Source organism: Gluconobacter sp. DsW_056 (genome assembly GCF_002153595.1).
Lineage (GTDB): Bacteria > Pseudomonadota > Alphaproteobacteria > Acetobacterales > Acetobacteraceae > Gluconobacter > Gluconobacter albidus.
This window is the reverse complement of record NZ_JOPF01000010.1, coordinates 1-17,378: the sequence shown is the minus strand read 5'-3', so window position 1 is coordinate 17,378 and position 17,378 is coordinate 1. Positions and strand designations below refer to the sequence as shown.

14 protein-coding genes and 1 pseudogene are annotated in these 17,378 nt (G+C 57.2%); 9 read left to right on the top strand and 6 right to left on the bottom strand.

Going from position 1 to position 17,378, the window contains the following annotated elements; translation table 11 throughout:
• The first annotated feature begins 5 nt into the window (after nucleotides 1-5).
• Nucleotides 6-1,091, top strand: coding sequence for a tRNA 2-thiouridine(34) synthase MnmA (mnmA, locus tag HK22_RS09770; RefSeq protein ID WP_086649141.1), 1,086 nt, complete (start codon nucleotides 6-8; stop codon nucleotides 1,089-1,091).
• A complete protein-coding gene (locus HK22_RS09765) occupies nucleotides 1,091-1,738 on the top strand; it encodes a glutathione S-transferase family protein (protein ID WP_086649140.1) in 648 nt (215 codons plus the stop codon). The genes mnmA and HK22_RS09765 overlap by 1 nt, the downstream gene beginning before the upstream one ends.
• A gap of 3 nt (nucleotides 1,739-1,741) precedes the next feature.
• Here HK22_RS09765 and HK22_RS09760 read toward each other — a convergent pair whose 3' ends face one another.
• Nucleotides 1,742-1,963, bottom strand: a complete 222-nt coding sequence (locus tag HK22_RS09760; protein ID WP_086649139.1) for a hypothetical protein — start codon at nucleotides 1,961-1,963, stop codon at nucleotides 1,742-1,744.
• A 245-nt stretch (nucleotides 1,964-2,208) separates the two neighbouring features.
• Here HK22_RS09760 and HK22_RS09755 point away from each other — a divergent pair, with 245 nt between their 5' ends.
• Both HK22_RS09755 and HK22_RS09750 read left to right on the top strand, forming a co-directional pair.
• Complete coding sequence (locus tag HK22_RS09755; RefSeq protein ID WP_062027353.1) at nucleotides 2,209-3,483, top strand: sodium:proton antiporter; 1,275 nt, start codon at nucleotides 2,209-2,211, stop codon at nucleotides 3,481-3,483.
• Nucleotides 3,484-3,594: 111 nt separating this feature from the next.
• Nucleotides 3,595-4,053 (top strand): hypothetical protein, encoded by a 459-nt coding sequence (locus HK22_RS09750; protein WP_086649138.1) that lies wholly within the window; start codon nucleotides 3,595-3,597, stop codon nucleotides 4,051-4,053.
• Here the strand turns inward: HK22_RS09750 and HK22_RS09745 are convergent.
• Nucleotides 4,009-5,601 (bottom strand): hypothetical protein, encoded by a 1,593-nt coding sequence (locus tag HK22_RS09745; protein WP_086649137.1) that lies wholly within the window; start codon nucleotides 5,599-5,601, stop codon nucleotides 4,009-4,011. The two genes, HK22_RS09750 and HK22_RS09745, sit on opposite strands and share 45 nt — an antisense overlap.
• The gene (locus HK22_RS09740; RefSeq protein ID WP_062106122.1) at nucleotides 5,594-6,523 is read right to left on the bottom strand and encodes a hydrogen peroxide-inducible genes activator; all 930 of its coding nucleotides are present in this window, start codon (nucleotides 6,521-6,523) and stop codon (nucleotides 5,594-5,596) included. The genes HK22_RS09745 and HK22_RS09740 overlap by 8 nt, the downstream gene beginning before the upstream one ends.
• A gap of 246 nt (nucleotides 6,524-6,769) precedes the next feature.
• Here HK22_RS09740 and ahpC point away from each other — a divergent pair, with 246 nt between their 5' ends.
• The 3 genes from ahpC (at nucleotide 6,770) to HK22_RS09725 (ending at nucleotide 9,713) form a co-directional block, all read left to right on the top strand.
• The gene (gene ahpC, locus HK22_RS09735) at nucleotides 6,770-7,333 is read left to right on the top strand and encodes an alkyl hydroperoxide reductase subunit C (RefSeq protein WP_062027347.1); all 564 of its coding nucleotides are present in this window, start codon (nucleotides 6,770-6,772) and stop codon (nucleotides 7,331-7,333) included.
• Nucleotides 7,334-7,460: 127 nt separating this feature from the next.
• The gene (gene ahpF, locus HK22_RS09730) at nucleotides 7,461-9,032 is read left to right on the top strand and encodes an alkyl hydroperoxide reductase subunit F (protein WP_086649136.1); all 1,572 of its coding nucleotides are present in this window, start codon (nucleotides 7,461-7,463) and stop codon (nucleotides 9,030-9,032) included.
• A gap of 48 nt (nucleotides 9,033-9,080) precedes the next feature.
• Nucleotides 9,081-9,713 (top strand): LysE family translocator, encoded by a 633-nt coding sequence (locus HK22_RS09725; RefSeq protein WP_086649135.1) that lies wholly within the window; start codon nucleotides 9,081-9,083, stop codon nucleotides 9,711-9,713.
• 115 nt (nucleotides 9,714-9,828) lie between these two features.
• Here the strand turns inward: HK22_RS09725 and acnA are convergent, their stop codons facing one another.
• On the bottom strand, nucleotides 9,829-12,522 hold the full coding sequence (acnA, locus tag HK22_RS09720) for an aconitate hydratase AcnA (RefSeq protein ID WP_086649134.1): 2,694 nt from the start codon (nucleotides 12,520-12,522) through the stop codon (nucleotides 9,829-9,831).
• Between the two features lie 33 nt (nucleotides 12,523-12,555).
• Nucleotides 12,556-13,578, bottom strand: coding sequence for an isocitrate/isopropylmalate dehydrogenase family protein (locus tag HK22_RS09715; protein WP_086649133.1), 1,023 nt, complete (start codon nucleotides 13,576-13,578; stop codon nucleotides 12,556-12,558).
• A 122-nt stretch (nucleotides 13,579-13,700) separates the two neighbouring features.
• Here HK22_RS09715 and HK22_RS09710 point away from each other — a divergent pair, with 122 nt between their 5' ends.
• Nucleotides 13,701-14,627 (top strand): LysR family transcriptional regulator, encoded by a 927-nt coding sequence (locus tag HK22_RS09710; protein WP_062027114.1) that lies wholly within the window; start codon nucleotides 13,701-13,703, stop codon nucleotides 14,625-14,627.
• A 51-nt stretch (nucleotides 14,628-14,678) separates the two neighbouring features.
• On the opposite strand, the gene HK22_RS09705 is transcribed toward HK22_RS09710, so the two are convergent.
• Nucleotides 14,679-16,772 carry a glycosyltransferase 61 family protein gene (locus tag HK22_RS09705; protein WP_086649132.1) on the bottom strand — a complete coding sequence of 698 codons (2,094 nt, stop codon included), beginning with the start codon at nucleotides 16,770-16,772 and terminating at the stop codon, nucleotides 14,679-14,681.
• 451 nt (nucleotides 16,773-17,223) lie between these two features.
• Between HK22_RS09705 and HK22_RS09700 the strand changes: the two are divergent.
• Nucleotides 17,224-17,310 (top strand): annotated as a pseudogene (locus tag HK22_RS09700) (IS5/IS1182 family transposase); the annotation flags it as partial.
• Nucleotides 17,311-17,378: the final 68 nt, after the last annotated feature.

The window sequence follows — 17,378 nt, the reverse complement described above, 5'->3', positions numbered from 1 at the left end:
GCACCATGCGGATCCTCGTTGCCATGTCGGGAGGCGTGGACAGTTCCGTAGTGGCCGCGCTGCTCAAACGGCAGGGCCACGAGGTGATTGGCGCCACCCTCCAGCTCTACGACCACGGGCAGGCGGCCAAGCCGGGCGCGTGCTGTGCGGGGCGTGACATCATGGATGCGCGCGCCGTGGCGGACCGTCTGGGCTTTCCGCATTATGTCATTGATGCGGAAAGCCGCTTCCGAGACAGCGTGGTCGAGAGCTTTGCGGACGCTTATGCTCGGGGCGAGACGCCTGTTCCGTGCGTGGCGTGTAATCAGGGCGTGAAGTTCACGGATCTTCTGGGCATGGCGCGGGATCTGGGCTGCGAGGCCATGGCGACCGGGCATTATGTCCGCCGGATCGAAGGGCCTGACGGGGCGGAAATGCACCGTCCCGTCGATGCGGAGCGGGACCAGACCTGGTTCCTGTTCGCGACGACAAAAGACCAGCTCGATTATCTGCGCTTTCCGCTGGGCGAAATGCCGGACAAGGCGCATGTGCGTGCGCTGGCCGAAGAGCTGGGGCTTTCCATCGCCGCCAAGCCGGACAGTCAGGACATCTGTTTCGTCCCCACCGGCTCCTATGCCGAACTGGTCGAGAAGCTGCGTCCGGAAGTGCGGGGCGAGGGCGAGATTGTAGACGAGGCTGGCCAGGTTCTGGGGCGTCACGAAGGCGTGGCGCGCTATACGGTCGGGCAGAGCAAGCGTCTGGGGGACATCCACACCGCGACGGGCGAGCGCCAGATGGTGACGCGCATTGATGTCCCGAAGCGGCGCATCGTGGTCGGGCCGCGCGTGCAGCTTTCGGAAGCCGATAGTCGCCGGACCGTGCGCCTGCGCGACATGAACTGGCTGATCGACGCCCCGGCTGAGGGCGTGCGCTGTGGCGTACAGATCCGCGCGCGGGAAAAGCTCCGTGAGGCGCTTGTGAAGCCGCTGGAGAATGGTGGTGCGCTGGTGGAACTGAACGAGGCCGCGATGCCCGCGCCCGGTCAGGCCTGTGTGCTGTATGATGGAAGCCGTGTGCTGGGTGGCGGCTTCATTACTGCGGGAGAGGCCTGATGGCAGGTATGCTGCTTCTGGGGTCGCGTCGGTATTCGTCCTGGTCTCTGCGGGGCTGGCTGGCTGTGCGGCTGGCGGGGCTGGACGTGACGGAAGAGGTCATTGCGCTCAAGGGCGCTGGCCGGACGACAGAGATCCATGCGCGCTCGCCCAACCGGATGGTGCCGTATCTTCAACATGACGGCGCGGATGTCTGGGAAAGTCTGGCGATCTGCGAATACTGTGCCGAAATCGCACCCTCGCTCTGGCCTGAAGACCGGATCGTGCGGGCCCATGCCCGCAGCATCAGTGCGCAGATGCATGCCGGTTTCCGCCCGATCCGCCAGAACTGCTCCATGGATGTTGAGCGTACTCCCGCGCCTCTGCCGGAAATCAGCGAGGAACTTGCGGCCGATGTGGCGCTGCTGAGCCGCACGCTCAAGGACGCGCTTCTCCGCTCTGGCGCGCCGACGACGTTCCTCTTCGGGGAGCGGATGACGGTGGCGGACTGCATGTATGCGCCGGTTGCCATCCGCATTCACACGTTTGAACTGGCTGTTGATCCGGTCGTGAAGACCTGGGTGCGGACGATGCTCGATCATCCGCTGCTGCGGGAATGGTATGCGCTGGCCGAGGCCGAACCGGCGGAGTGGCGTCTCGTTTACTGAGACTTAGTGGTGGACGAAGCCCATGCCGGTCTGGAGAGCGGTTCTGAAGACTTCTCCCCAGAGATTGCCGTTGCCGCCCATGCCACCACCACCGTGGGTGTGGTCGCTTTTGACCGTATAGGCGGGATCATCGTCGTCACCGTTGGCCGACGTCATGTCGGGCGGGGCGTGTGAGGCGCAGGCTGCGAGCAGGATGAAAACGGCGACGGTGCAGGTCTTTTTCACGAAATCCGTTTCCTCCGGTTGCTGATATGCCGAAGAGTGCGTTCTGCCGTAACGTCTGTCATGTCAGGAACGGTAAGGAAGCGTAAGCGTACGGCCTGTGAGAAGTGACCTCCGAAAGAGCTGTTGCGGTTTTCGGAAGAAACTTCGGTATACCCCGAGCAGTTAAGTAGGGTGGATCTGTCTGCGTGCGGCCTGTCATGGCCTGAGTCGTTGCCGGAGCAGAGATCGGGGAAGGAAATGCGGTCATGAATTCTCTGGGGCTGTTTGCTCTGCTGCTGGCTGTGGCGACCCTGCTCGGAATCATCAATTACCGGACCCTCAGACTTCCACTGGCCATCGGAATTCTGCTGATTTCGATGGTGATCTCCCTGATCGTCATGCTCCTGAACCCTTTGTTTCCTGGATATGATCTTCAGCAGGTTCCGCAGAACCTTCTGGGAACGATCAACCTGCCCCGGACCCTGCTGGATGGAGCGCTGTCCTTCCTGCTGTTTGCAGGGGCGATGCAGGTTGATCTGGGGATGCTGGTGTCGCGCGGAAAGTCGGTCGCGGCGCTGGCGATCGTCGGGACGTCACTGGCCGTGGCGCTGATGGCGGTTCCGGTGTGGTTTATTTTTCCTGTATTCGGGCTTTCCGTGCCTTTCAGCTGGTGCGTGTTGCTGGGTGCGATGCTTGCGCCGACCGATCCGGTATCGGTGGTGGGCATGCTGCGGCGTCTGGGACTGCCACCCGCGCTTCAGGCGACGTTCGCGGGGGAGAGCCTGTTCAACGATGGCGTGGGTGTCGTTTTTTATGGAACGATGATCGGGCTGGCCACGGGTGATATTGCGTCCGTTTCGGCCAGTGATTTCGTTTTGCGGTTTCTAGTTGAAGCCGTGGGAGGCGGGCTGTTCGGCGCTTTTACGGGCTGGCTGGCGCTTCTGCTGCTTCGCGGCGTGGAGGACGCGCAGATCGACCTGCTTGGCTCTCTGGCGCTCGCGGCCGGGACGTATAGTCTTGCGAACGGGTTGCACATGTCCGGGCCGATTGCAGTGGTGGTCGCCGGAATGAGCCTGGCCAGCAAGGCGGGGCACCGCGCCATCACGCAGAAATCCCGTGAGGAAATGGTGGGGTTCTGGAACCTGATCGACGAGATCCTGAACGCCTTGCTGTTCCTGCTGATCGGGTTCGAACTGCTGGAAATCCGGCCGCATCTGGCGCCGTTCCTGATGATGCTGGTGGCAATTCCGCTGTCGGTTCTGGTGCGCGGCGCAAGTGTTTTCCTGTCGACCATTCCCGTGCATCTGCAACCCGGCGAGCGCGGGCGCGCTCTTGGGCTTCTGACATGGGGTGGGCTGCGGGGCGGTATTTCCGTTGCGCTCGCGCTGGGGCTCCCGGCGGGAGAACTACGCGATACATTGTTGCCCGTCTGTTACGGGGTGGTGGTGTTTACGATCATCGTTCAGGGTCTGACGATGGGGCGGGTGGTGCGCTGGCTCTACCCCGAAAAGCCTTCCATTGATGAAGCGCCGCCTGCCTGAAAGCCCCTTGAAACGCCAGCTCCGCAAAAGGTGTTGGGCAGGGTCTGTGGGTTCCGAAAGAGGGCTGTGATAGGTTCGGAAAACAGAGAGTTCTGCTGGAGCATTTTACAGATGGTACGTTTGAAGCATGTCACGTTAGCCGCGGCTTTGGGAGCGGCGCTTGTTGCTCCGCATCTTGCGTCCGCGACGCCGCTGCCGGGCCAGACGGCCTGCTGGCAGTCGAATGTCGGCGAGGACCCGCGCCCGGAAATCAGCTGCCAGACCCTGTCGCCGGAATTCCTGCGCAAGCTGGAGCATGCCACTCCGGCTCAGGTCATCAAACTGTTCGCGGTGCCGGGAAAAGACGGAAAACCGACCTATTTCGAAGGTGTGGGCAAAATCCCGGGTTTCTATAACGGCTATGTCGAACTGGTTTATACCAAAGGCCATGTCACGAATGTGAGCGCGGTGACGACCGAGTTCCAGAAGAACGGCATGGCGGGTGACGAAATGGATTTCCGCTGGGATTCCGTGAAGGGCGAGTGTTCAGACTTCCCCGGTTCGACCCATCGCTGCAACGCGGCCGAATAAGGTCTGGTTTTCAGACCCTGTTTCCTTCCCGTTCAAGGTACGGCGGGAAGGGGGGGGCAGACTGGCGGGCGGCAGGACATGAAGCGTTGTCTTGCCGAAATACCGCATCGCGGACTGAACTTCCCATCCGCTTCCACCCACATGGTAGGTGCCCGGCTCCCAGCGCCAATAGTAGAAGGCGGGTGAAGCCGTGCCTTGCGTATAGGTCATCTCGGTCCCTGCCGACAGGCCTGACGCCCAGACGCGGTCATGAGCGGCTTCTTCCAGCGGCAGACCTGCGAGAGCCAGTGACAGGTCCGAAAGGCGCCACCGCATTGTCCATCCTGTAAACAGCAGAAGCCCTGCGAGCGCGCAGATCTGGAGGGTCGTTTCTCTTTTTCGGTCGTCAGAAGATATCCTGAATTTTTCCGATAAAATCGTGCTGAGTCCCGCAGCAAGCAGCAGGACAAGAAGGATGGAGAAGTCCAGCCGGAAAGTTTCATGGCGCTGACAGCAGAGAAAGCCAAATGCGTAAAAAGCGGCGGCGATCGTCAGGTACATTGTGCCTGAAAGTGCAAGGGCTGGGGCCATAAGCGTACGCAAGGCCGGTCGGATGCCACAGACCATGAAGAGTGCAGTAAATGCGCCGGTCAGGAGGGCTTTCAGGACCACCCCGCTGGCAAGGGCTTTCCTGGTGAAGAGGCTCCCCGAGCTCATTTCGTCCGGCTGAAGGGCGAACAGCGTTTTCAGAAACGGGCGAAATGCCGCAGCGAGGCTTGCTCTGATATGTCCATGGGTGGGCGTGAAGGGAAATCCACTGCCGCCCATTCTGTGATTGAAAATCATCATCGTAAACACACAGAGTCCAACACCCGTCGGCAGGAGCAGCCATCTGCTCCGCCCCAGCGGGAAGGTCCGACGGCCGCTCAGGCTCTCAAATCCGCGCATTCCCAGCCAGAGCATTCCGAAAAACACTCCGGCTTCGCTTGATGCCAGAGCCAGGGTCAGCAACAGAGCCTCGGCCCGGAGAGACAGGGTATTGCTGATCTTCAGCAGGATCAGCCCACAGGCGGCGGCAAGGACGGGAAGATGGGCAATGGTTCCCATCGGCCAGTAGAACAGGTCTGCGGAAGGGTGGCCGAGCATGAAAATGGCTGCGAGGGACACGGCAATCAGCAGGCGCATCGGGATAGGTGCAGCGCTTCGACGGAGGAAGGGAGCAAAGGCTATCGCAGCACAAAACAGCCATGTGAGGGCCAGAAAGACCCATGCCAGTGGCTTATGCACGGCGTTGGCGAGCGTTCCGTAGGCGAATATGACAATTTCCGAGAATGGACGTGGGCTCCAGTGCAGCAGTCTGTCCGACAGAAAGGCCAGACCATGCTCCCGGATATTGGCAAAGTAGTCGTATTCGTCTCCCTGCCAGACAGAAGCCGGGAGAATGGCGGCCTGCAGGGCGATGACACTGAGCATTACGCACAGGACAACGCCATAGGCTGTTCCGAGGATGTTCGGTTCAGCGGAACGTGGAGCCGGGGATTGGGAAGGCTTCACAAGGGTTTCAGCCACAGGTGTGGCAGTGCTCTGGTGTGATGCTGCGAAGATATGCCGCGAAATCGCGAAAGACTGGAGCCCGTGGGTCCGATGCGCGCCAGGTCAGACCGATCGTGCGGCGTGCTTCGGGTTCGGGGAGCGGACGGACGGTAATGAGATCCTCGAAATCCACCCGGTTGCGCAGCGCAAGCTGAGGGATGAGGGAAAACCCTTCGCCGGCTCCGATCATGTACCACAGCATTTCAAGGCTGGTGGCCAGGCGCTGCTCGCCTTCGCGCGGAACCGTCGGGCAGATGGACAGGGCCTGATCGCGCAGGCAGTGCCCGTCTTCCAGAAGCAGAAGATCCGGGCGGCCGAGCTGGCTGAGAGAGAGTTTCGGCTTCTGGGCCAGTTCATGCGTGTTGGGAAATACGGCGAGGAACGACTCTTCGAAAATTGGTGCGCTTTCCAGAGCCTCAGAAGGCGCGGGCAATGCCATCAGGGCGACGTCCAGCTCGCTGTTGCGCAGGGCATGCACGAGTGTGTCTGTCATGCTTTCGCGCAGGCGCAGGCTGAGCGCCGGATAATGCTCCCGCAGGCGTGGCAGAAGGCCCGGAATGTAATATGGGCCGAGCGTGGGAATGACGCCAAGCCGCAGCGCGCCTTCCATCGGGCCGGTCTGGGCGCGGGCGACTTCAAGAAGATTGCGCGCCGCCGCGAGAACTTCGCGCCCGAGTGCAAGCAGGCGCTCGCCATCGGGGGTTGGCGCAACGTGACGCCGTGAGCGTTCAAAAAGGGTGACGTCCAGAAGCTGTTCGAGCTTGCGGACCTGTTCGGACAGCCCGGCCTGACTGACGCCGCAGCGTTCGGCCGCGCGGGAGAAGTTGCGCAGGTCATCGACCGCGACCACATATTCGATATCGCGCAGGGACAGGCCGGAGAGGGGAACATAGCTCATATTTTATAGATAGGATCGAATAACGTTATGGGGAAGTCCGGTTTTGCCTGTCAGGGAAAAATTGCATCGCAAAAGGCCGTTTCCTGAAGGTATGGCCCATATCATGATCGGCAGTCTTGATATCTTCATCTCACAAGTTCGGTTTTAGCGATCAGTCATATTGACAGGAACTGTTTCCTGTCTCTCTCTTTCTGTGTGACACAGAGTCCGCAACACAACACCAACCCAAGGTCAGGAGACAGTCTGATGGTTCGCATCAACTCCCCGCTGAAGTCCTTCTCCACCGATGCTTTCCGCAACGGTGAGTTCCTCACGGTCACGGACTCCGACGTTCGCGGCAAATGGTCCGTTTTCTTCTTCTATCCGGCCGACTTCACGTTCGTCTGCCCGACGGAACTCGAAGACCTCGCCGACAACCAGGCCGCTTTCGACAAGCTGGGCGTGGAAATCTATTCCGTCTCCACGGACAAGCATTTCACGCACAAGGCCTGGCACGACACGTCCCCGGCCATCGGCAAGATCAAGTACACGATGCTGGGCGACCCGACGGGCGCGATTGCACGCAACTTTGATGTGCTGATCGAAGAAGCCGGCATGGCCGATCGCGGCACGTTCCTGATCGATCCGGAAGGCAAGATCCAGTACATCGAAATCACCGCGGGTGGCGTCGGCCGCAGCGCGACCGAACTGCTGGAGAAGATCCAGGCTGCGCAGTATGTCGCAAGCCATCCGGGTGAAGTCTGCCCGGCCAAGTGGAAGGAAGGCGGCGAAACGCTGAAGCCGTCCCTCGACCTCGTCGGCAAGATCTGATCCTTCCCGGATCTGAGGGTGGTGGAACCTTCCGGTTCCACCACCCTCCGCCTCCTTTCATGGAGGCGGCTGAGCCGGACAGTCTTCCGGTTCCAAATTTCCAAATTCCGAAATCCGGAGAGAAAAGATGCTTCAGGACGACCTGAAAACCCAGATGCGCGCCTATATGGAGTACCTGCGTGATGCGGTCGTGCTTGAGGCGACCCTTGGCGCGGATGCCCGCTCTGCTGAAGTGCGCGGCCTGCTGGAAGATATTGCCAGCCTGTCCCCCAAGGTGACGTTTTCGGACAAGGGGCATGGCCCCCGGACACCCTCTTTCGTGATTCGCCGCCCCGGGACGGATATTCAGGTCTGCTTTGCGGGTCTGCCGATGGGGCACGAGTTTACGTCGCTCGTTCTGGCGCTGCTTCAGGTCAGCGGCCATCCGCCGAAGATTGAGGCGGATGTGGTCGAACAGATCCGTGCGTTGGACGGCGACTTCCATTTCGAGACGTATTTCTCCCAGTCCTGCCAGAACTGCCCGGATGTGGTGCAGGCGCTCAACGCCATGAGTGTGCTGAACCCGAAGATCCATCACACCGCCATTGATGGCGCGGATTTTCAGGAAGAAGTGGAACGCCTCGGCATCCGTTCGGTCCCGCAGGTTTATCTGAATGGTGAGCCTTTCGCGTCGGGGCGGATGGAAGTGGCGGATATTCTCGCCAAACTGGACACCGCTTCTGTTGCCCGGTCGGCGGAAAAGCTGAACGATATGGCGCCGTTTGACGTGCTGGTACTTGGTGCCGGGCCTGCGGGCGATGCGGCGGCGATCTATTCTGCCCGTAAGGGGCTGCGCACGGGTCTTGTGGCGGAGCGGTTTGGCGGTCAGGTCATGGACACGGCTGGGATTGAGAACTTCATTTCCGTGCAGGAAACGGAAGGGCCGAAGCTCTCGGCCGCGCTTGAAGCCCATGTGCGGCAGTATGATGTGCAGATCATTGCGTCCCAGCTTGCGGCAAAGCTGATCCCGGCTGAGGAAGCCGGTGGTCTGCACCAGATCGTTCTGGAAAGCGGGGCCACCCTGCGCTCGAAGACGGTCATCATTGCAACTGGTGCGCGCTGGCGGCATCTGGGTGTGCCGGGCGAGGACGAGTATCGCACGAAGGGCGTGGCCTACTGCCCGCATTGCGATGGCCCGTTCTACAAAGGACGTCCGGTTGTGGTGGCTGGTGGCGGCAATAGCGGCGTGGAAGCGGCGATCGACCTTGCGGGGATCGTGTCGCACGTCACCCTGCTTCAGCGTGGCGCGCATCTGAAGGCGGACAAGGTGCTTCAGGACAAGCTGCTGAGCCTGTCGAATGTCACAGTCCTGACCAATGCCCTGACCACGAAGATCGAGGGTGACGGCAAGGAAGTGACCGGCCTGACCTATAGCGACGGCGATGGCGGCCTGCATCAGGTCAAGACGGATGGCGTGTTCATTCAGATCGGCCTGCTGCCCAATTCGGAGTGGCTGAAAGGCGCGCTGAAACTGAGCCCTTATGGCGAGATCGTCATCAACGATCACTGTGCCACATCCGTCCCCGGCGTGTTTGCCGCAGGGGACGTGACGACTGTGCCTTACAAGCAGATCGTCATCGCGATGGGGGAGGGGGCGAAGGCCTCTCTGTCAGCATTCGATTATCTGATCCGTCTGCCGGTTCCGGCAAAGGAGGCCTGAGAAAAAGGGGGGATTGGGGATTTGATAAACCGGGTGTAGGTTTCGATCATGCATCCTTATCTGATCCCGCTTCTGACCTTTGCCGCTGCCGCTGCGGTCTTTACGATCACGCCGGGCCTCGACACGGCCATGACGCTGCGAACCGCCACGACGTCCGGCTGGAAGGCCGGTCTGGCGGCTGTTGTGGGGATCTGTCTGGGGCTGGGGATCTGGGGGCTCGCGGCGGCCTTCGGCCTGACGGCCCTGCTGGCGGCGTCCGAAACGGCATTTACCATCGTCAAATGGGCCGGCGCGCTTTATCTGGCGTGGCTTGGGATCGGGCTGATCCTGCATCCCCGTGCCTCTCTGGGGACAGCGGGTGCAGCGCCGGTGCATGATGACGCCCGCGCGGCCTTCCGCCGTGGACTGCTGACCAATCTGCTCAATCCCAAGGTCGGCATTTTCTACATGACGTTCATGCCGCAGTTCATTCCGCCGCATGTGAATGTGAAAGAGTTTTCGCTGCTCCTGACGGCCATTCAGGCCGTGCTGTCCTTCTCGTGGCTGGCACTCCTTGTCGCCATGACCGTACCGCTCGGGCGGTTCTTGTCGAGCACCACGGTTGTGCGGCGCATGGACCGGCTGACAGGCAGTATTTTTCTGGCGTTCAGTCTTAAACTGGCCCTGAGCCGGCGGGCCTGACCGATGACCAAAGCCTATCTCTTCATGATCTGCTTCGTCGTGGGAGCAACCTGTGCCGTCCTGTCTTACGGCATCGCCCATCATTAAAATGGCGGGGCCGAAGCCCCGCCATTTCTCAGTCCGCTGAAGCCATTCCCCGCAGAACGTAGGGCAGGATGCCCCCGTTGCGGTAGTATTCCGCTTCATCGACCGTATCGACACGGCACAGCAGCGGGACATCCTGCGTGCTGCCATCCTGACGGGTGATCGTCATGGTCAGGGTTGCGCGAGGCGTGAGGGTTTCGATGCCGTGAATGGCGATCGTCTCCGTTCCATCCAGCCCCAGCGTCTTGCGCGTCGTGCCCGGTTCGAAGGTCAGGGGCAGGACGCCCATGCCGACGAGATTGGAGCGGTGGATGCGCTCGAAGCTCTCGGCAATGACGGCCTTGATGCCCAGCAGGCGCGTGCCCTTCGCGGCCCAGTCACGGGACGAGCCCATCCCGTATTCCTTACCGCCGAACACCACGAGCGGCACGTCGTCCTGAGCGTAGCGGCTGGCGGCATCATAGATGGACATCTGCGCACCATCGGGCTGATGCAGTGTGACGCCACCTTCGGTCCCCGGTGCCATCTCGTTGCGGATGCGGATATTGGCGAAGGTTCCCCGGACCATGACGCGGTCATTGCCGCGACGTGAGCCGTAGGAATTGAAATCCTTCACCGCGACCTGATGGTCCTGAAGGTACACACCTGCAGGCGAAGAGGCCGCAATCGCACCGGCCGGGGAGATGTGGTCGGTCGTGATGTTGTCGCCCAGCAGTGCCAGAATCCGCGCGCCGGAAATGTCTTTCGTGGGCGCGGGTTCGGCGGTCAGACCGTCGAAGTAGGGCGGATTCTGCACATAGGTCGAACCCGGCTGCCAGTCATAAGTCGCCGAAGTCCCGGCCGAGGCCAGCGCCTGCCATTCCTTCGTGCCTTCCGTAATATGGCTGTAGCGCTCGACGAAGGCTTCGCGTGTGACGGCGGAGCCGACGAGTTCTGCGATCTCGTGGTTGGTCGGCCAGATATCGCGCAGATGGACCGGCGTGCCGTCGGGCGCGTGTCCCAGAATGGCCGTCGTAATGTCTTCGCGCATCGTTCCCAGCAGCGCATAGGCGACGACGAGCGGCGGGCTTGCGAGATAATTGGCGCGGACGTTGGGTGAAATCCGGCCTTCGAAGTTCCGGTTACCGGACAGGACAGACGTTGCGACCAGACCATTGCCTTCAATGGCGTCCACAAGCTCTTTCGCCAGCGGGCCGGAATTGCCGATGCAGGTCGTGCAGCCATAGCCGACCGTCTCAAAACCCAGCGCGTCCAGATCGGCGCTCAGATTGGCGCGATCCAGATAGTCTGTCACGACCTGCGATCCCGGTGCGAGGGACGTCTTGACCCAGGGCTTCGGCATCAGGCCGAGTGCGCGGGCCTTGCGCGCCACCAGTCCGGCCGCGACCAGAACGGCCGGGTTGGACGTGTTGGTGCAGGACGTGATGGCGGCGATGACGATGGAGCCGTGTCCGATCGTATAATCCGTGCCAGCGACGGGGGCGGTCTTGTGGACAGCATCCGGTTTGACGCCCAGCGCGTCCGTCAGGGCTTTTTCGAACGCGGGGGTGGCGGCGGAGAGTTCGATCCGGTCCTGCGGGCGTTTGGGGCCAGAAATACAGGGCGTGACCGTGTCCAGATCCAGCGTCAGAACATCCGAAAACACCGGCTCCGGCGTGGAGACATCGCGGAACATGCCCTGCGCGCGCAGCCAGGCTTCGGTCAGTGCAATGCGGTGTTCGTCACGGCCGGTCTGGCGCAGATAGTCGAGCGCCAGCGCATCGACCGGGAAAAATCCGCAGGTCGCGCCATATTCCGGGGCCATGTTTGCGATGGTCGCGCGGTCCGCGACCGGCAGGTGATCCAGCGCCGGGCCGAAGAACTCCACGAATTTGCCGACCACGCCCTTGGCGCGAAGCATCTGTGTGACCGTCAGAACCAGATCGGTCGCGGTCGTGCCTTCCGGCAGTCGTCCGTCCATCCGGAAGCCCACGACATCGGGGATGAGCATGGAAATCGGCTGCCCGAGCATGGCGGCTTCGGCCTCGATCCCGCCAACGCCCCAGCCCAGAACGCCCAGACCATTGACCATGGTCGTGTGGGAATCCGTACCATACAGCGTGTCGGGATAGGCATAGGTGACGTCGCCGACCGTTCCCGTCCAGACCACCTGAGACAGATATTCCAGATTGACCTGATGGCAGATGCCAGCACCCGGCGGGACGACGCGGAACTGGTCGAACGCTTCCTGACCCCAGCGCAGGAATGCGTAGCGCTCACCATTGCGCTCGAATTCCAGCGAGACGTTCTGCTGGAGTGCATCCTTGCGTCCGGCGACGTCCACCATCACGGAATGGTCGATGACCAGATCGACGGGCACGAGCGGATTGACCTTCTGCGGATCACCGCCGAGCGAGACGATGCCATCACGCATGGCTGCCAGATCGACGACGGCCGGAACGCCGGTGAAATCCTGCATCAGGATCCGCGCGGGCTTGAACGGAACTTCCTGGGTGGAGTGCGCGGCTTTCGTCCAGTCAACGATCGCCTGTGCGTCTTCGACGCGATAGGTCGAACCATCCGTAAAGCGCAGGACGTTTTCGAGCAGCACTTTCAGGCTGACGGGCAGTCGTGAGATGTCGCCCAGCTTTTCAGCCGCGACAGGCAGGGAGAAATAGCGATAGGAGCGGCCTTCGATCGAAAGGTCGCGCTGGCAGTCCAGAAGGTCGTGTCCAACCTGTTTCATGATGGGAATATTCCTTGGAGGGCTGTCAGAAAATTACTGGATGGCGCGCAAAAGGGCCTGCGTGACGTCCTGCGTGGTGGCCTTGCCGCCCAGATCGCGGGTGCGGAGGCCTTCGACCTGAAGGATCTGCTTCATCGCGCTGTCCAGCCGCTCGGACAGGTCCAGCCGTCCGACATGGGCGAGCATCATGCTGCCCGCCATCATCAGCGCCAGCGGATTGGCGATGCCCTGTCCGGCAATGTCAGGCGCGGACCCATGCACGGCTTCGAAAATGCCCATTTTCTCGCCGATATTCGCACCCGGCGCCATACCTAAACCGCCTACGAGACCGGCCGTCAGATCGGACAGGATGTCGCCAAACAGATTGGTCGTGACGATGACGTCGTAATTCTCCGGACGGATCACAAGCTCCATCGCACAGGCATCGACGATGCGTTCTTCCAGCGCCACGCGGCCTTCATATTCCGCAGCGACCTTGCGGCCTTCATGCAGGAACAGGCCGCTCAGGATTTTCAGGATGTTCGCCTTGTGGACGAGCGTCACCTTTTTACGGTTGTTCTTGATGGCATATTCGAAGGCGAAGCGGACGATCCGGTTGCATTCGGCGCGGGTATTGAACCCGGCGCCATACGCCACGGCTTCCGGGTCCCCATCCACGGCCATGTAATGCTCCATCGCGGCATACAGGCCTTCGATGTTCTCGCGGATCACGACCAGATCAACGTTCTCATACCGTCCGCCGGGAACGATCGTCTGGGTCGGACGGACATTGGCATACAGGTCGAAGGCTTGACGCAGCGTGACGTTGATGGAGCGGAAACCTTTGCCCACCGGCGTGGTCAGAGGGCCTTTCAGCACGAGGCCAGTGCGACGGATACTGTCGAGCGTAGCCTCGGGGAGGGCGGTTCCGTGCTCCTCGAAGGCGCCGACGCCTGCGCTCTGGTGATCCCAGAGGAAAGGGGCCTCAAGGGCGTCCATGAGGGTCGTGACCGACTGCATGATTTCCGGGCCAATTCCGTCACCGGCAATGAGTGTGGCGGGAATGGTCTTGGTCATGGCGCGTTCCTGTCCGGTCAAGGAGTGGCTGGGAGTGTGTCTGTGACGCGGCGGACCTTAAAGAAGTTCCGTGTCTGAACCAATGTTTGCGGGAGGGTTTCATCATACTTTAAAGGTATGGAATGATCGAACTCAGACACCTCCACGCCGTCATCGCCATCGCTGAGGAGCGCAACCTCACCCGGGCTGCCGAGCGGCTGGGAATTCAGCAGCCTCCGCTGACCCGGCTTCTCAGGGGAGTGGAACAGGAACTGGGGGTGCAGCTCTTCGAGCGCCACGCAAGAGGCATGCGCTTGACGTCCGCAGGGCGGAGCATGCTCAAGGGGGCGTATGATGTTATCGCGCGTATGGATGAGACGGTCGAGGATGTCCGCCGTATTGTGCGTGGCGAGACCGGAGAGCTGTCGATCGGGTTCACCAACTCAGCCCTCTGTCATCCCAGCCTGCCGGACATGCTGGGACAGTTCCGCGAAACTTGGCCTGACGTTGGCCTGACGCTGACCGAGGGCAATTCCAGTCAGCTTCTGGGAGGCTTGCGTGAAGACACCGTGGATGTTGCTTTTGTACGGACGTCCATTCCAGATGTGTCGGATGTTGTGGTCGAACTGATCGTGGAAGAACCCATGGTGGTGGCGGTTCCCCGGACGCACCGTCTGGCGAAAGAAGCGCCGGCGTCTGGGCTGAAACTTGCTGAACTCGAAAACGAAGACTTCATCCTGTATCAGAGCCAATATAATAACGGCCTGTACAAGACGATCGTTGATGCCTGTCTGGGGGCGGGCTTTACACCACGGGTGCATCAGAAAGGTCCGCAGCTTCTGGCAGCTCTCAATCTGGTCGCTGGGGGACTGGGGATCTCCCTCGTCCCACAGTCCATGCAGCAGCATCATGCTGGACAGGTGGCCTATATCCCGCTGTCCTCCCGGACTGCCCTAACGGCGCCGCTTTATCTGGTGTTTCGTTCTGTCCGCATGACGGGCGCCAAGCTCTATTTCATTCACCAGGCCCGTCGTATCAGGCAGACTTATGGACCGGTAACGACCAATTAAGGTCGTTACCGGTTTTTCAATCTTTTTAAATGGTAGTAAAAACTGCTTTGATTAGCGCTCTTGTGTATCGGATAGTTCTCCGCAGAGCTCTGGAATCATAGCTTTATCTTTGTTTATTCGGGCTACGTATTTTTTTTCCACAGCATCGAAGAATTCAATTATTTTTTCCTCGGATAAATCATAGAATATGTTGTTGTTCTGATCCGTATTCTCGGAGTCAGCATAACATATGATGTTATCATCGTTGTATATACGACCAACTCCAATCTGGACTTCCGTACGAGGATGAATTGTTCCTATTGTCATTCCGTTTGTATTGAAGAGTGAAGAATGCTGTGCAGATCCATGCTCGCCAACCTGGCAAACAGTTTCCTGCATGAGCTTTATCTGCTCCGCAATACTGAGTTTTTCCGGCTCAATGATTTCATAACCCAGCTTTAATGCCATTTCCTCGAAAAATTTCTGTTGCCGAAAAACTCGCTGTCCACGCTTGGTTGGTTCCCAGGTTTTTCTCGACAGGCACACCTTTCGATAAGGTTTGTTTGTATTCATTTTATATTTAGCATAAAATTCCTTAATATAAGGATGGAAATTATAATTTTTATGTGGATAAGATGAAATCAGAACCCTGTTAATTTCCCATATTTCTTGTGTGTGCTCGAATAATAGAAAATTATCTTCTGATAGATCAAAGAAATATTTTAAAAGATCTCTGCCCCACGAGGGTGTAGCCTTTGGGATAATGAATTTTTTTTCTTTGAATGCCTGAGGGCCAATATGGTCCCGTATGAGTCCTATCCGCGGAAGATCATCAACAAGATAATGTCCGTAGCACCCGTAACCAGGGCTGAAAGCGATAATACAATCTTCCTCTATTTTCTTTGTGATATTGTCAGAAGTTGGTTTTTTCCAAAATCCAGCATGTGCTTCATTCTCGGCAACAGTACACAAGTCGGATTCTAAATCTAAAAGAAACCCATCGTTCCAGAGGCATGCATGTCCAGAGAGGGCTACATTTGCCATCTCAAATACATCACGACTGGAGAGAGAATAGCTTTTTGTATGTCTCTGGGAGATATGAGGCGTCACATCCAGGCCGACAAGCTGTACATTATGGCTTTTGGGCATGAAGAAATTATTATGGTCAGAATATTTCTTCTTTCCTTCTGGCAAACCATAAGCATCGTTTCGGAATATCCCCTTTAATGATTTTGTTTTTATGTTTTGTTCCTGCTTTTCAAAAATATTTTCTTCTGCTTCGGATGGCGAAACAAACGCTTCAAAAACAGAGTTATGGATAAAATTTATTTTTTTATTTTCGAATCCAAAAAAGCAGAAGTAATCCAAGAAAAATTTATTAAACTGTTCACGGTCGGAAAAGCCTGTTCTCTGATCATGAATGCCTGGAACGGTAGATTTTTCGTTCAGATTTTCGAAATATTTTCCAAAAAAATCTTCATACGGCTTCGAAAAAAGGAATTTTTTATTTATTCCCTGTTCGTCGTAAACAAAAGTAATATCCACGCCTTCGATGAGAGGTGTGATATCACACTCTGCAACAGAGCAGACGTCTGAAGAAATTCCACCAGATTTATATAAAATGGCAGAAAGGAAGAAATCAGATTTCGCTTCGTTGCTTTTTATATAATTAAAATTGTTTACAACAACATCTCCAAATTCTTTTTTTAGGTACCTAAATACATTATATTCATCATAGTTTATGTATTCATAAAAAGGATTTTTATTATAAAAACCAACATTATGATATTGGTCAATTGTGTATTCTTTTTTATCTGGACGGCATTGTCTTATGCCAATGCATTCCGCGTGAGTATTTTTAAATATTTTTTTGTTTGTTAATAATTTTTTTTCAATTATATCTTTTTTTATTGATTGAAAAAAACCCTTCCAGTGTCTATTTTTTTCTCTAAAGCAGGCATAAATCACTTTTTTATTAAAAAAATCCTTTTCTTGTGTTATATTTTCTTCATTAAAATCAAAATAATAGTAATTACTACTTAAGAAATCATTTACATATTGTATAATTTCCCGATCGCAGTTGTTTTTTATATAATTTATATTGTCGATAAAAAATCTTTCTTTGATTTTTTTTAAGTCATTTATAGAGATATTCTTGCATATCATTTAAGTTTTTCCTTGTTTGTCAGGGGAAGAAATTAAATTTTATAAATACTGGCAAATATAATTTCAGGTGACAATACGCAACCATGAAAATAAGATCCAGATTAATTTGAAAGCAAATACTTTTTCTTCTTGCGAAGGTTGAAGAAAAAAGCGTTTCAGTTATTTCCTCTCAGAATTAAACATTCGTGAGAATGAGCGCCCTCTTGTCGCATCTGACCGTCGGATAATTCCGACTGTGCAATCGAGAAAGGCGACCTTGTCCATCAACTGGAAGATGTCAAAAGCGGTGCCCTCGGCAAACAGGTGCTTCACCCACGACCAGCGTCTAGGAAGGATATCTAGGATTATATGTCCTTAGGTTCAGGAGCCATTGATATGAGTAGTTGGATGTGATTCAGGCTCCTTGAGGAGACTGAAGATGACTGACCTGTATTGACTGACGGACGATCAGATGGAGCGCCTGCGACCGTTCTTTCCCAAGAGCCACGGTAAACCTCGCGTTCATGACCGTCGCATGCTGAACAGCATCATTTTCGTGTTTTTATGGCTTTGGGTTGATGGGATGACAAGTGTCTCGGGGGCATGCCCCCGAGACACTTGTCTGGC